Here is a 15202-nt window from a genome sequence, read left to right on the forward strand (position 1 = left end):
CATCACCGTGTTACGGAGCGATGACGCCCCGGCACGCGCAAGGAAGCGCCCCAACAGGGAAGGTACACAGCATGCACCACACATCCATGCGTCGGCGAGGGCTCATCGCCGTCACCGGCACCGCGATCGCAGCGATGCTGCTCGCGGGCTGCGTCGCCAGCGATCGCGGCGACGACTCAGGAGAGCCGGAGGGCGACGTCGACAGTACGTTCGTGTTCGCGGCCTCCTCCGACCCGGCCAGCCTCGACCCGGCTTTCGCTCAGGACGGCGAGAGCTTCCGCGTCTCGCGTCAGATCTTCGAGGGTCTCGTCGGCACCGAGCCAGGTACAGCCGATCCCGCTCCGCTGCTGGCGGAGTCGTGGGAGTCGGCCGAGGACGGCATGTCGCACACCTTCACACTGAAGGAGGACGTCACCTTCCACGACGGCACACCGTTCAACGCGGAGGCCGTCTGCGTGAACTTCGACCGCTGGTTCAACTGGACCGGTCTCGCCGCTTCCGAGGCGTTCGGCTACTACTACAGCAAGCTGTTCCACGGCTACGCCTCCAACGCCGCCGACGCGGTCTACAAGTCCTGCACCCCCGACGGCGACTACAGTGTCACGGTCGAGCTCAACAAGCCGTTCGCCGGCTTCATCCCCGCACTGTCCCTGCCGGCGTTCGCGATGCAGAGTCCGGCAGCGATGCAGGAGTTCGCGGCCGACGAGGTCGGCGGTTCCGCTGAGGCGCCCGCGCTGTCCGAGTACGCCATGGGGCACCCGGTCGGCACCGGCCCCTTCCAGTTCGAGGAGTGGGCGCCCGGCGAGCAGGTCACGCTGACGTCCTACCCCGAGTACTGGGGTGAGAAGGGACAGATCGAGGAGATCATCTTCCGCACGATCGACGACCCGACCGCGCGCCGCCAGTCTCTCGAGGCCGGCGACATCGACGGCTACGACCTGGTCGGCCCCGCCGACACGGCGGCCCTCGAGGAAGACGGCTTCACGATGGTGTCGCGTCCTCCGTTCACGATCCTGTACCTGGCGTTCAACCAGCAGATTCCCGAGCTGCAGGACCCGAAGGTGCGCGAGGCGCTCTCCTACGCGATCGACAAGGACGCGCTGATCAGCCAGGTGCTGCCCGAGGGCACCGAGAAGGCGACGCAGTTCATGCCGGACAGCGTCAACGGCTACAACGAGGACGTCACGACCTACGAGTACGACGTCGACAAGGCGAAGTCGCTGCTGGCGGAAGCCGGCTACGACGAGGCCAACCCGTTGAAGCTGACCTTCAACTACCCGGTCAACGTCTCGCGTCCGTACATGCCGGACCCCGAGCAGATCTTCACGGTGCTGTCCTCGCAGCTGGCAGAGGCCGGCGTCGAGACCACTCCGGTCTCGGAGGAGTGGGTCGAGTACCTCGACCGCACCACCGGAACCGCAGATCACGGCATCCACCTGCTCGGCTGGACCGGCGACTACAACGACACCGACAACTTCGTCGGCGTCTTCTTCGGCGCCCAGAGCTCGGAGTGGGGCTTCGACAACCCCGAGCTGTTCAACGCCCTGGCCGAGGCGCGCGGTGTGCCTGACCTCGAGGAGCAGACCGGCCTCTACCAGGACATCAACGAGATGGTCGCCGAGTTCATCCCCGGCGTCCCGCTCGCGCATCCCGCTCCCACCCTGGCCTTCGACCCCCGGGTCGAGAGCTACCCTGCCAGCCCGGTGAACGACGAGGTCTTCACGGACATCGTCCTCACGAAGTAAGGGTTCACGCAGCGGCACTCCACCCCCCGCGTGGGGTGGAGTGCCGCTGCACCTGAAAAGCTGGGAGTACTTCTTGCTGCGCACCATCGGCAGGCGACTGCTGTTCCTCATCCCCACTCTGTTCGGCCTGAGCATCCTGCTCTTCGCCTGGGTCAGGGCCCTCCCCGGCGGGCCGGCCGTGGCGCTGCTCGGGGAGAAGGCCACCCCCGAGGCGATCGAACGGGTCAACAAGCTCTACGGATTCGACCGTCCTCTCATCGAGCAGTACTTCGTCTGGATCGGACGACTGCTGCAGGGCGACTTCGGCACATCGATCCAGACCAACCGCCCCGTGCTGGAGGAGTTCTTCCGGCGCTTCCCCGCGACGATCGAGCTGTCGATCGCGGCGCTCATCATCGCGGTCGGCGTCGGGATCCCCCTGGGCTACTGGGCCGCACGTCGGCACGGGAAGTTCAGCGATCACTCCGCCGTCGTGCTGAGCCTGGTCGGCATCACGATCCCGGTGTTCTTCCTGGCGTTCATCCTGAAGTACATCTTCGCGGTGCAGCTGGGCTGGCTTCCGGCTGACGGCAGGCAGAGCCCGCGCATCGACGCCACCCATCCCACCGGGTTCTACGTGTGGGACGGCATCATCACCGGCGAGTTCGATGCGTCCTGGGACGCGATCCTGCACCTCATCCTCCCGGCGCTCGCGCTCGGCACGATCCCGCTCGCGATCATCGTGCGCATCACGAGGGCCAGCGTCCTCGAGGTGCAGAACGCGGACTACGTGCGCACCGGTCGCGCGAAGGGTGTGGCCAACTCGACGCTGCGCGGGAGGTTCATCCTGCGCAACGCCCTGCTCCCCGTTGTCACCACGATCGGTCTGCAGACCGGTCTGCTGATCTCCGGAGCGGTGCTCACAGAGACCGTGTTCGCCTATCCGGGAATCGGATCATTCCTCGCCAGGGCGATCTTCACGCGTGACTTCCCCGTGCTGCAGGGATTCATCATCTTCATCGCGATCGCGTACGCGCTGATCAACCTGGCGGTGGATGTGTCCTACAGCCTGATCGACCCGAGAGTGAGGGTCCAATGAGCATTCCCCTTCCCCCCGCGCAGGGCGGCGAGATCATCGACACGGTCTCGCTCGCCCAGACCGAGCTGAAGGACGCCGGCGGCGGCTTCTGGCGCGACGTCTTCCGGCGTCTGCGACACAGCCCGACGGCGTGGACCGGTGCGGTGATCGTGCTGCTGTTCCTCCTCGTCGCCGCCCTGGCGCCGATCCTGGCGCCGTACCCCGAGACGGCGCTGCCCGGTGCGAAGTTCATCACGCCGACGCACATTCCTGGCCCCGGTGAGCTCCCGGAGTTCCCGCTCGGCCTCGACCGCTTCGGCGGGGACGTGCTCTCCAAGCTCATCTGGGGTGCGCAGGCCTCGCTCATGGTCGGCATCATCTCCACCGCGATGGGCCTGGTCGGCGGCATGATCCTCGGACTCATCGCCGGCACGTTCGGCGGCTGGGTCGACACGATCATCATGCGCATCGTCGACATCATCCTCTCGGTGCCGAACCTGCTCCTGGCGGTCTCGATCGCGGCGATCCTCGGCCAGACCCCGTACGCGGTGATGATCGCGATCGGTGCGTCGCAGGTGCCGATCTTCGCGCGCCTGCTCCGTGCATCCATGCTGCAGCAGCGCTCGAGCGACTACGTGCTCTCGGCGCAGACGCTCGGCCTTGGGCGCGGACGCATCACGATGTCGCACGTGCTGCCGAACGCGATCGGCCCCGTCATCGTGCAGGGCACGCTGACGCTCGCCACCGCGGTCATCGACGCGGCAGCGCTGTCGTTCCTCGGTCTCGGCGGCGGACGCCCGGAGACGGCCGAATGGGGGCGGATGCTGACCTACGCGCAGAGCGAGCTCGCGATCGCGCCGTGGCTGGCGTTCTTCCCCGGTATCTGCATCGCGGTCACCGCTCTCGGGTTCACGCTGTTCGGTGAATCGCTGCGGGAGTCGATGGACCCGAGGACGAGGGCGCGCTGACATGGCCACAGACACCACCAAGGAACAGGGCAAGGAACCACAGGGCATGAGCACTCCGCTGCTGTCGGTCGAGGGCCTCGCCGTCGACTTCAACACGACCGACGGGGTCGTGCACGCCGTCGAGGGCGTGGACCTCGAGATCTCCGAGGGCGAGACCGTCGCGATCGTGGGGGAGTCCGGCTCCGGAAAGTCCACGACGGCGATGGCCATCATCGGGCTGCTCGCCGGCGGCGGACGCATCGCCGCGGGCAGCATCCGTCTCGACGGCCGTGAGATCTCGAAGGCTCCCGAGAACGAGATGCGCGCGATCCGCGGACGCCACATCGGCCTCGTGCCGCAGGATCCGATGTCGAACCTCAATCCGGTCGCGAAGGTCGGCACGCAGGTCGCGGAGACGCTGCTCGCGCACGGCCTGGCCAATCGGCAGAACGTCTCGGCGAAGGTCGTCGAGGCGCTCGAGGCTGCGGGTCTCCCAGACGCCGCGAAGCGCGCCAAGCAGTACCCGCACGAGTTCTCCGGCGGTATGCGCCAGCGTGCACTGATCGCGATCGGTCTCGCCTGCAAGCCCAGGCTGCTGATCGCGGACGAGCCGACCAGCGCGCTGGATGTCACGGTGCAACAGACGATCCTCGATCAGATCGGCACGATGACCCGCGAGCTCGGCACCGCCGTGCTGCTGATCACGCACGACCTGGGGCTGGCCGCCGAACGCGCCGAACGCGTGATCGTGATGCATCGCGGCAAGGTCGTCGAGCAGGGCGCCGCCAAGCAGATCCTCGAGGATCCGCAGCATCCGTACACGCAGTCGCTGGTCAAGGCCGCGCCGTCGGTCGCGGTCGCACGCCTGCGGCCTGAGGCGTTCGGCGGCGCGACGCCCGACGGCACCGTGCGTGCTGAGCGCGAGCAGCCGGCCGAGACCGCGGTCAAGACCGACAACATCGTCGAGTTCGAGAACCTCACGAAGGTGTACCCGGTGCGCGGACGGGGCGAGGACTTCGTCGCCGTCAACGATGTGTCGCTCGTGATCCCGCGCGGGGAGACCGTCGCGATCGTGGGCGAGTCCGGCTCCGGCAAGACGACAACGGCGCGGATGCTGCTGAAGGTGATCGAGCCGACGAGCGGACTGATCAGGTTCGAGGGCAAGGACGTCTCCACCCTCAGCCGTGCCGAGACCCGGGACTTCCGTCAGCGGGTGCAGCCGATCTTCCAGGACCCGTACTCGAGCCTGAACCCGATGTTCACGATCGAGCGGCTGATCGCCGAGCCGCTGGAGTTCTACCGACGCGGCAGCGGCGCCGATCGGCGCAAGCGCGTGCGGCAGCTGCTCGACGACGTCGCGCTGCCGCAGTCGATGCTGCGGCGCTATCCGTCGGAGCTCTCCGGCGGACAGCGCCAGCGCGTCGCGATCGCGCGGGCGCTCGCGCTCTCGCCGGATCTCATCGTGTGCGACGAGCCGGTCTCGGCGCTCGACGTGCTGGTGCAGGACCAGATCCTGCGCCTGCTCGGCGACCTGCAGCGCGAGTACGGGCTCAGCTACCTCTTCATCTCGCATGACCTCGCCGTCGTGCGCCTGATCAGCGACTACGTCTGCGTGATGAAGGACGGCGCTCTCGTGGAGGCGGCGACGAGCGAGGAGATCTTCACGAATCCGCGCGATGCGTACACCCGCCGCCTGCTGGCGTCGATCCCTGGTAACGAGCTCAACATCGCCTGACCGTTCCGGCCTCGAGGGGCGCGGCAGAACCTCTTGTGCGGGCGTGACGGCGGGTCTACCGTTCGAGCTGTGCGGCGACGGTGCCGCACCGTGCCGCTGGGGACGGCGGCTGGTTCCTCTGGGGTTGGGAAGCGGATATGAAGAAGACAGTGATGACTGCTGCGCTCGCGCTGATGCTCGTGCTCGGCGGCGGAAGCGCGGCGATGGCCGGCGAGTACGACGGTCAGGGCGGTGATGTGCGCGGCGGCGACAACGCGCACTCGGCGTGCCACTTCTCGGGACGCGATCTGCCCGATGACGTCGAAGGCAATCCGCCCGGGTTCGACGACGACATGATCACCGGTGGCCATGTGCAGAGTTACGGACAGATCGTGCGGGCCGGCGGCAAGGGCATGGCGCCGAGTCCGGGAATGGCCTGCCGCGGCAACGCGGAGGGCGAGGAGTAGAGCACACGCCCCGATCGGCATCGCCTCCCTCCGCAGAGGATGCGGGCGATGCCGTTCAGGGCCTTTTACCGCAGCATCCGGAATTGGTCAAGGATTCCGCTTGCCATGTCGTGAAATCGGACGTATAGTTGTTCTTTGCGCCTCGGTTCTCCCTGCCCTCATATGGTGGTCGGCAGATGTTGAGCATACGAGTGCGCACTCCACCTGACGACAAAGGAATCGAGAAGCCCTGCGGGGCTCACGGAGGTTATTCCCTTGGCTGCTGCTCGCAACGCATCCACATCCACCACCAACAAGAACGGACGCGGAGCTTCCCGTCTTTCGTTCGCCAAGATCTCCGACACGCTGACGGTCCCTGACCTTCTCGCGCTGCAGACGGAGTCCTTCGACTGGCTCGTCGGCAACGACACCTGGAAGGCTCGTGTCGCAGAGGGCAAGAAGGCCGGTCGCAAGGATCTCAACGAGTTCAGCGGTCTGGAGGAGATCTTCGAGGAGATCTCTCCGATCGAGGACCTCAGCGAGACGATGCAGCTGAGCTTCACCAACCCGTACCTCGAGCCGGAGAAGTACTCGATCGACGAGTGCAAGGAGCGCGGCAAGACCTACGCCGCCCCGCTCTACGTCGAGGCCGAGTTCATGAACCACCAGACCGGTGAGATCAAGACTCAGACCGTCTTCATGGGTGACTTCCCGCTGCAGACCAGCCGCGGAACCTTCATCATCAACGGCACCGAGCGCGTCGTCGTGTCGCAGCTCGTGCGCTCGCCGGGTGTCTACTTCGACAAGACCCCCGACAAGACCTCCGACAAGGACATCGTCTCGGCGCGCGTCATCCCGAGCCGCGGTGCATGGCTCGAGTTCGAGATCGACAAGCGCGACCAGGTCGGCGTGCGCATCGACCGCAAGCGCAAGCAGTCCGTCACGGTCTTCCTCAAGGCGCTGGGCATGACCAGCGAGGAGATCCTCGTCGAGTTCGCCGGGTACCCCTCCATCGAGGAGACCCTCGCGAAGGACACGATCCTCACCAAGGAAGACGCGCTGCGCGACATCTACCGCAAGCTCCGTCCGGGCGAGCAGGTCGCCGCCGAGGCCGCACGCGCGCTGCTGGACAACTTCTACTTCAACGCGAAGCGCTACGACCTCGCGAAGGTCGGTCGTTACAAGATCAACCAGAAGCTGGGCCTGAACCAGCCGCTGGACTCGTCGGTGCTGACCGTCGAGGACATCGTCGCGACCATCAAGTACCTCGTGCGTCTGCACCGCGGCGACGAGACCTTCGAGGGTCTCCGCGGCGGCAAGAAGGCCGAGATCCGCATGTCGACCGACGACATCGACAACTTCGGCAACCGCCGTATCCGCGCCGTCGGCGAGCTCATCCAGAACCAGGTCCGCACGGGCCTGTCCCGCATGGAGCGCGTCGTCCGCGAGCGCATGACCACGCAGGACATCGAGGCGATCACGCCGCAGACCCTGATCAACGTGCGCCCCGTCGTCGCCGCGATCAAGGAGTTCTTCGGAACGTCGCAGCTGTCGCAGTTCATGGACCAGAACAACCCGCTCGCGGGTCTGACCCACAAGCGCCGCCTCTCGGCGCTCGGCCCTGGTGGTCTGTCTCGTGACCGTGCAGGCGTCGAGGTCCGTGACGTTCACCCGTCGCACTACGGCCGCATGTGCCCGATCGAGACCCCTGAAGGACCGAACATCGGTCTGATCGGCTCGCTCGCGACCTTCGCGCGCATCAACTCCTTCGGTTTCATCGAGACCCCGTACCGTCGCGTCGTCAACGGCCAGGTCACGGATGACATCGACTACCTGACCGCCTCCGAGGAGAACGACTTCATCGTCGCTCAGGCCAACGCGCCGCTCAAGGCAGACGGTCACTTCCGCGAAGAGCGCGTCCTGGCCCGCCGCCCCGGTGGCGAGGTCGACGTGTTCGCGCCGGAGGAGATCGGCTACATGGACGTCTCGCCGCGCCAGATGGTGTCGGTCGCGACCTCGCTCGTGCCGTTCCTCGAGCACGATGACGCTCAGCGCGCGCTCATGGGCGCCAACATGCAGCGTCAGGCTGTGCCGCTGCTGCGCAGCGACTCCCCGCTGGTCGGAACCGGTATGGAGGGCTACGCGGCCATCGACGCCGGCGATGTCATCAGCGCCGACAAGGCCGGTGTCGTCACCGAGGTCTCCGCCGACCGCGTCGTGCTCCAGCTCGACGAGGGCGGCACCAAGGAGTACTACCTCCGCAAGTTCGACCGCTCGAACCAGGGAACCTCTTACAACCAGAAGGTTCTCGTGTCGGCAGGCGAGCGCGTCGAGGTCAACGAGGTCATCGCCGACGGTCCTGCGACCCAGAACGGTGAGCTCGCCCTCGGTAAGAACCTGCTCGTCGCGTTCATGACCTGGGAAGGCTACAACTTCGAGGATGCGATCATCCTCAGCCAGGACCTGGTGAAGGACGACACGCTCTCCTCGATCCACATCGAGGAGTACGAGGTCGACTCCCGCGACACGAAGCTCGGCAAGGAGGAGATCACCCGTGACCTCCCCAACGTCAGCCCCGAGCTGCTGAAGGATCTCGACGAGCGCGGCATCATCCGCATCGGCGCCGAGGTCCGCCCCGGCGACATCCTCGTCGGCAAGGTCACGCCGAAGGGTGAGACCGAGCTGTCGGCCGAGGAGCGCCTGCTCCGCGCGATCTTCAATGAGAAGAGCCGCGAGGTCCGTGACACCTCCCTGAAGGTGCCCCACGGTGAGCAGGGCACGATCATCGCGGTCAAGGAGTTCAACGCCGAAGACGGCGATGACGAGCTCGGCTCCGGCGTCAACCGCCGCGTCGTGGTCTACATCGCCCAGAAGCGCAAGATCACCGAGGGCGACAAGCTCGCCGGTCGTCACGGCAACAAGGGTGTCATCGCCAAGATCCTGCCGATCGAGGACATGCCGTTCCTTCCGGACGGCACCCCGGTCGACATCGTCCTGAACCCGCTCGGAATCCCCGGTCGAATGAACTTCGGCCAGGTGCTGGAGACCCACCTCGGGTGGATCGCCAAGCAGGGCTGGAAGGTCGAGGGCAACCCCGAGTGGGCTGCGCACCTGCCGAAGGACGCCTTCGAGGCGGCTCCAGGCACCAAGGTCGCGACCCCGGTGTTCGACGGTGCGGAAGAGCAGGAGATCGCCGGTCTTCTCGACTCGACGCTGCCGACGCGCGACGGTGACCGCCTGATCGACTCGACCGGTAAGACGCAGCTGTTCGACGGCCGCTCCGGTGAGCCGTTCCCTGCGCCGATCTCGGTGGGCTACATGTACATCCTGAAGCTGCACCACCTGGTCGACGACAAGATCCACGCGCGTTCGACGGGTCCGTACTCGATGATCACCCAGCAGCCGCTCGGTGGTAAGGCGCAGTTCGGTGGACAGCGCTTCGGTGAGATGGAGGTGTGGGCCCTCGAGGCCTACGGCGCCGCGTACGCCCTCCAGGAGCTCCTCACGATCAAGTCCGACGACATCCTCGGCCGCGTCAAGGTGTACGAGGCGATCGTCAAGGGCGAGAACATCCAGGAGCCCGGCATCCCCGAGTCCTTCAAGGTGCTCATGAAGGAGATGCAGTCGCTCTGCCTGAACGTCGAGGTCCTCTCGGCAGACGGCACGGCGGTCAACCTCCGCGACACCGACGACGAGGCATTCCGCGCAGCGGAGGAGCTCGGTATCAACATCTCCAGCCGATTCGAGTCCGCCTCGATCGACGAGATCTGATCCGGCCGATAACGAATTCTTATTGAGACACAGGAGAACTAGTGCTCGAGTCAAACACCTTCGATGAGCTTCGCATCGGCCTGGCCACCGCTGACGACATCCGCGGATGGTCATACGGTGAGGTCAAGAAGCCTGAAACCATCAACTACCGCACGCTCAAGCCCGAGAAGGACGGCCTCTTCGGAGAGCAGATCTTCGGACCGTCCCGCGACTGGGAGTGCGCATGCGGTAAGTACAAGCGCGTCCGCTTCAAGGGCATCGTGTGCGAGCGCTGCGGCGTGGAGGTCACCAAGAGCTCCGTCCGTCGCGAGCGCATGGGCCACATCGAGCTCGCCGCGCCCGTCACCCACATCTGGTACTTCAAGGGCGTCCCGTCGCGCCTCGGATACCTGCTGGACATGGCACCGAAGGACCTGGAGAAGGTCATCTACTTCGCGGCGTACATGGTCATCTCGGTCGACGAGGATGCTCGTCACCGCGACCTTGCCACGCAGGAGAACAACATCCGCCTCGAGCTGAAGACGCTCGGTGACCGCCGCGACGCGAAGATCGCTGAGCGCCTGTCGCGTCTGGAGGAGGAGCTCGCAGCCCTTGAGGCCGAGGGCGCCAAGGCCGACGCGAAGAAGAAGGTCAAGGATGCCGCCGAGAAGGAGATGACTCTCCTTCGCAAGGGCCACGACGAGCAGATCGCCAAGCTCGAGCGCGTGTGGGAAGACTTCCGCACGCTCCAGGTCGGCGCTCTTCGTCCGGAGGACGACGTCTTCCACGAGCTGCAGGACCGCTTCGGTCAGTACTTCGAGGCCCACATGGGTGCGGAGTCGATCCAGCGTCGCCTTGCAGCCTTCGACCTGAAGGCTGAGGCCGAGAGCCTGCACCTTCAGATCTCCGAGGGCAAGGGACAGCGCAAGATCCGTGCGATCAAGCGTCTGAAGGTCGTCAACTCGTTCCTGGAGACCGGCATGAGCCCGGCATCCATGGTCCTCGACGTCGTCCCGGTGATCCCGCCGGAGCTGCGCCCGATGGTGCAGCTCGACGGTGGCCGCTTCGCGACCAGCGACCTGAACGACCTGTACCGCCGCGTGATCAACCGCAACAACCGTCTTCGTCGTCTGATCGACCTCGGTGCTCCCGAGATCATCGTCAACAACGAGAAGCGCATGCTGCAGGAGGCCGTCGACGCACTGTTCGACAACGGTCGCCGTGGTCGCCCCGTCACCGGTACCGGCAACCGCGCCCTGAAGTCCCTCAGCGACATGCTGAAGGGCAAGCAGGGTCGTTTCCGTCAGAACCTGCTCGGAAAGCGCGTCGACTACTCCGGCCGTTCGGTCATCGTCGTCGGCCCGCAGCTGCAGCTGCACCAGTGCGGTCTGCCCAAGCAGATGGCTCTGGAGCTCTTCAAGCCGTTCGTGATCAAGCGCCTGATCGACCTCGGTCACTCGCAGAACATCAAGGCCGCGAAGCGCGCCGTCGAGCGCACCCGTCCCGAGGTCTGGGACGTGCTCGAGGAGATCATCCGCGAGCGTCCGGTGCTGCTCAACCGTGCACCGACCCTGCACCGCCTGGGCATCCAGGCCTTCGAGCCTCAGCTCGTCGAGGGCAAGGCTATCCAGCTGCACCCGCTCGTCTGCGCGGCGTTCAACGCCGACTTCGACGGTGACCAGATGGCTGTGCACCTGCCGCTGTCGGTCGAGGCTCAGGCCGAGGCCCGCGTGCTGATGCTCGCATCGAACAACATCCTGAAGCCGTCCGACGGCCGTCCGGTCACCCTGCCTTCGCAGGACATGATCATCGGCCTCCACCACCTCACCGTGGTCAAGGACGGCGCGAAGGGCGAGGGCCGTGCATTCGGCTCCGTCTCCGAGGCGATCCTCGCCAAGGACGAGGGAACCCTCGACCTGCAGGCGAAGGTCCGCATCCGCATCCCTGGTCTGACCTTCCTCGAAGGACAGGCGCCTGAGGGCTACGAGCGCCACGGACTCGTCGACGCCTCGCTGGGTCAGGCGATCTTCAACGCCACGCTCCCGAAGGGCTACCCGTTCGTGCGCGAGCCTGCCGACAAGGGCAAGCTGTCGCAGATCGTCAACAAGCTGGCCGAGGAGTACCCCAAGGTCGAGACGGCGGCGACGCTGGACCGCATCAAGGATGCCGGCTTCTACTGGGCCACCCGTTCGGGTGTGACCGTCGCGCTGAGCGACGTGCTCACTCCTCCGAACAAGAAGGAGATCGTCGCCAAGCACGAGAAGCTGGCTGCGAAGGTCCAGTCCCAGTACGAGAAGGGTCTCACCACCGACGCCGAGCGTCGTCAGGAGCTCATCAAGATCTGGACCGAGGCAACCGACGAGGTTCAGGTCGCGATGCGCGAGAACTTCCCTGAGGACAACACCATCAACCGCATGGTGTCCTCCGGTGCTCGTGGTAACTGGCTGCAGATCCGCAACATCGCGGGTATGCGTGGTCTGGTGAACAACCCCAAGGGTGAGATCATCCCCCGTCCGATCATCTCCTCGTACCGCGAGGGTCTGTCGGTGGCGGAGTACTTCATCGCGACGCACGGTACCCGTAAGGGCCTGGCCGACACCGCTCTGCGTACCGCCGACTCGGGTTACCTGACCCGTCGTCTGGTGGACGTCTCGCAGGACGTCATCATCCGCGAAGAGGACTGCGGCACGTCGAAGGGCCTCGAGCTCCCGATCGCCGCTCCGAACTCGCAGGGCGAGCTCGTGCGCGACGCGAACGTCGAGAACTCGGTGTTCGCCCGCACGCTGGCCGCTGACGTGATCGACAGCAAGGGCGAGGTTCTCGCCTCTGCCGGCGACGACGTCGGAGACGTCCTGATCGACAAGCTCGTCGAGCTCGGTGTCGACACCATCAAGGTGCGCTCCGTGCTGACCTGCGACTCGGCTGTCGGCGTCTGCGCGCAGTGCTATGGCCGTTCGCTGGCGACGGGTAAGACCGTCGACATCGGCGAGGCCGTCGGCATCATCGCGGCGCAGTCGATCGGTGAGCCCGGTACCCAGCTGACGATGCGTACGTTCCACACCGGTGGTTCGGCATCGGCGGACGACATCACCCAGGGTCTGCCCCGTGTGCAGGAGCTCTTCGAGGCTCGTACGCCGAAGGGCGCATCGCCGATCGCCGAGGCCGATGGCCGCATCACGATCGACGAGACCGACAAGGCCAAGAAGGTCATCCTCACGCCCGACAACGGCGATGAGGAGGTCATCTACCCGGTGCTGAAGCGTGCGACGCTTCTCGTCGAGGACGGCCAGCACGTCACGGTCGGTCAGCCGATCCTGGTGGGCACGCTCGACCCCAAGGAGGTCATGCGTGTCATGGGTGCTCGCGAGGTGCAGCGTTACCTCGTCGGCGGCGTCCAGGGCGTGTACCGCTCGCAGGGTGTGCCGATCCACGACAAGCACATCGAGGTCATCGTCCGTCAGATGCTCCGCAAGGTCACCGTCGTCGATCACGCCGACACGACCCTGCTCCCGGGTGAGATGGTCGACCTCAAGCGCTACCAGGCGATCAACCGCGAGGCTGTCGCCGAGGGCAAGCGTCCGGCATCCGGTCGTTCGGAGCTGATGGGTATCACGAAGGCGTCGCTTGCGACCGAGTCGTGGCTGTCGGCTGCGTCGTTCCAGGAGACGACCCGCGTGCTCACCGAGGCTGCCATGCAGGGCAAGCGCGACCCGCTGGTCGGTCTCAAGGAGAACGTCATCATCGGTAAGCTCATCCCCGCCGGAACGGGCCTCGCGAAGTATCGCGACGTCACGGTCGAGGCGACGGAGGAAGCCAAGAGCGAGCGCTACCCGAACCGGATCTTCGCATCCGACGGTGCGTACGCCGAGGGCGACTTCGGTTACGTCGACTTCGACGCGTTCTCGACGGACGACGTGACGCCCGGTACGTACAACTGAGCGTTCTGATCCACTGAAGAAGGCCCCAGGGTTCGCCCTGGGGCCTTCTTCGTGTCTGGGGTGTGGGATCTCGCGAGTTGCCGTGCCGCCCAAGCGATGGCGGAAGACTTTCGCGGCTTCCGACGCATCCGGACCCGCGAAAGTCTTCTGACGAGGCCTGGGCGGAGCGGATGCTGATCATGGGCCAGAATTGATGGATGCAGCATCGCACCTCGAGCGCCGTCGTGATCGGCGACGCCCTCATCGACGAGATCCACGACGCCGGCGGCGTGCGCGAGCTGGTCGGCGGTGCGGCGTTGAACGTCGCCGTCGGCCTCCGGCGGCTCGGCGTGCCGACGACGCTCATCGCGATGGTCGGCGACGACGTGGCAGGCGCCCATATCCGCGAGTACCTCGCCGACCACGATGTGCGCCTGGTCGCCAGCGATGCGCCGCTCGGGTCTTCACGCGCGGTCGTGCAGCGTGACGCGCGCGGCGAGCCCACCTACGTCTTCAACGAGGCGGCTCAGCGGCGCAGCATCCGCTACGGCGACGAAGCCCGCGCGGTGCTCGCCGACGCCGATCTGGCCGTGATCAGCTGCTTCCCCTTCGACGTGCCGGCCGAAGTGGATGCTGTCGCAGAGGCCCTCGTCGGCGTCAGAGTGGCGATCGACCCGAACCCGCGTTCCGGCATGCTCAGCGACCGCGGCGAGTTCGTGCGCGGGTTCGAGAGGCTTGCCGCGGATGCCGCGATCGTCAAGGTCGGGGCGGATGATGCCGCGCTGCTCTACGACGGCGATCTCGACGCTCTGCGGTCTCGGCTGCGGGAGCTGGGCGCCGACGCCGTGCTGGCGACGGCAGGCAAGGACGGCGCGACCCTCGAGGCGGATGCCGGCACCGTCGCCGCCCCGATCTCGCACCTGCCCGGAGCCGTCATCGACACCGTCGGCGCGGGCGATGCCACGCTCTCCGCCGTCGCCGCCGGCCTCGTCGGTGTGCGTCCGCAGGCGGCGGGGGACTGGCAGAAGCTGCTCGATAGGGCGATGGACGTCGCCGCCGCGACGTGTCGCGCGGAGGGCGGTCTGCTGCGTACGCCCGAGTCGCTCGAGGATGGTGAGCGCGGGGTCCGCGGGAGCTGACCGTTCGATTTCTTAGACCCGCTTCCGGCGGGTATGCTTGATTCTCGCGCCCCCGGTTGGCTGTACAAGCTGGACGGGTGTGCACTTGGCGAGTTACCCAAGCGGCCAAAGGGATCTGACTGTAAATCAGACTGCATCGCATTCGGGGGTTCGAATCCCTCACTCGCCACCATGTGATGTCTCAGGGCATCGTGAACGGCTGAACCCCCGGAAACCGGGGGTTCAGCCGTTTTTGCTTTGGTAGTTCTTGTTGGGGGTGAGAGTGAATTCGGCGATGAGTTCGCCGCTGCTCAGGGTGATGATGGTGGCGTCGTTGTTGTGGACGAGGCAGATTGAACCGCCCTGGGTTCAGTTCCGTTGTCTATGTGAGCGCCGGTTCGGCGTTGTGTGTTTGATAGTAGGCGGCTTCGATCTCGGTTGGGGTGGCGTAGTCGAGAGCTTCGTGGAGACGCTTGTTGTTCCACCAGTCGACCCAGTTCATCGTCTG

8 protein-coding genes and 1 tRNA gene are annotated in these 15202 nt (G+C 66.0%); all 9 read left to right on the forward strand.

All coding sequences use genetic code 11. The annotated features are described in order from the left end of the window. Positions 1 to 71 precede the first annotated feature (71 nt). The 9 genes from ACYVG2_RS09505 to ACYVG2_RS09545 all read left to right on the forward strand — a co-directional run bounded on the left by ACYVG2_RS09505 (position 72) and on the right by ACYVG2_RS09545 (position 14887). The gene (locus tag ACYVG2_RS09505) at positions 72 to 1745 is read left to right on the forward strand and encodes an ABC transporter substrate-binding protein (protein ID WP_460780735.1); all 1674 of its coding nucleotides are present in this window, start codon (positions 72 to 74) and stop codon (positions 1743 to 1745) included. Positions 1746 to 1818: 73 nt separating this feature from the next. Beyond that, positions 1819 to 2823, forward strand: a complete 1005-nt coding sequence (locus ACYVG2_RS09510; RefSeq protein ID WP_448967245.1) for an ABC transporter permease — start codon at positions 1819 to 1821, stop codon at positions 2821 to 2823. Beyond that, positions 2820 to 3770 (forward strand): ABC transporter permease, encoded by a 951-nt coding sequence (locus ACYVG2_RS09515; protein ID WP_460780736.1) that lies wholly within the window; start codon positions 2820 to 2822, stop codon positions 3768 to 3770. Before ACYVG2_RS09510 ends, ACYVG2_RS09515 begins: the two co-directional genes overlap by 4 nt. A 1-nt stretch (position 3771) precedes the next feature. Continuing rightward, on the forward strand, positions 3772 to 5484 hold the full coding sequence (locus ACYVG2_RS09520) for an ABC transporter ATP-binding protein (protein WP_460780737.1): 1713 nt from the start codon (positions 3772 to 3774) through the stop codon (positions 5482 to 5484). 152 nt (positions 5485 to 5636) lie between these two features. Continuing rightward, complete coding sequence (locus ACYVG2_RS09525; protein WP_460780738.1) at positions 5637 to 5930, forward strand: hypothetical protein; 294 nt, start codon at positions 5637 to 5639, stop codon at positions 5928 to 5930. A gap of 255 nt (positions 5931 to 6185) precedes the next feature. Then, entirely contained in the window at positions 6186 to 9680 is a 3495-nt protein-coding gene (rpoB, locus tag ACYVG2_RS09530; protein WP_448966276.1) for a DNA-directed RNA polymerase subunit beta, read from the forward strand. Positions 9681 to 9721: 41 nt separating this feature from the next. After that, positions 9722 to 13597 carry a DNA-directed RNA polymerase subunit beta' gene (rpoC, locus tag ACYVG2_RS09535; protein ID WP_460780739.1) on the forward strand — a complete coding sequence of 1292 codons (3876 nt, stop codon included), beginning with the start codon at positions 9722 to 9724 and terminating at the stop codon, positions 13595 to 13597. Positions 13598 to 13794: 197 nt separating this feature from the next. Beyond that, positions 13795 to 14715, forward strand: coding sequence for a carbohydrate kinase family protein (locus tag ACYVG2_RS09540; RefSeq protein WP_460780740.1), 921 nt, complete (start codon positions 13795 to 13797; stop codon positions 14713 to 14715). 87 nt (positions 14716 to 14802) lie between these two features. Further along, positions 14803 to 14887 (forward strand) — tRNA-Tyr (locus tag ACYVG2_RS09545). Positions 14888 to 15202 lie beyond the last annotated feature (315 nt).

It is taken from the genome of Microbacterium shaanxiense (genome assembly GCF_054779995.1).

What these genes read in the sequence shown, in the direction of transcription:
- ACYVG2_RS09505 (WP_460780735.1), top strand. Translation starts at nt 72, where the DNA reads ATGCACCACACATCCATGCGTCGGCGAGGGCTCATCGCCGTCACCGGC.
- ACYVG2_RS09515 (WP_460780736.1), top strand. Translation starts at nt 2,820, where the DNA reads ATGAGCATTCCCCTTCCCCCCGCGCAGGGCGGCGAGATCATCGACACG.
- ACYVG2_RS09520 (WP_460780737.1), top strand. Translation starts at nt 3,772, where the DNA reads ATGGCCACAGACACCACCAAGGAACAGGGCAAGGAACCACAGGGCATG.
- ACYVG2_RS09525 (WP_460780738.1), top strand. Translation starts at nt 5,637, where the DNA reads ATGACTGCTGCGCTCGCGCTGATGCTCGTGCTCGGCGGCGGAAGCGCG.
- ACYVG2_RS09540 (WP_460780740.1), top strand. Translation starts at nt 13,795, where the DNA reads ATGCAGCATCGCACCTCGAGCGCCGTCGTGATCGGCGACGCCCTCATC.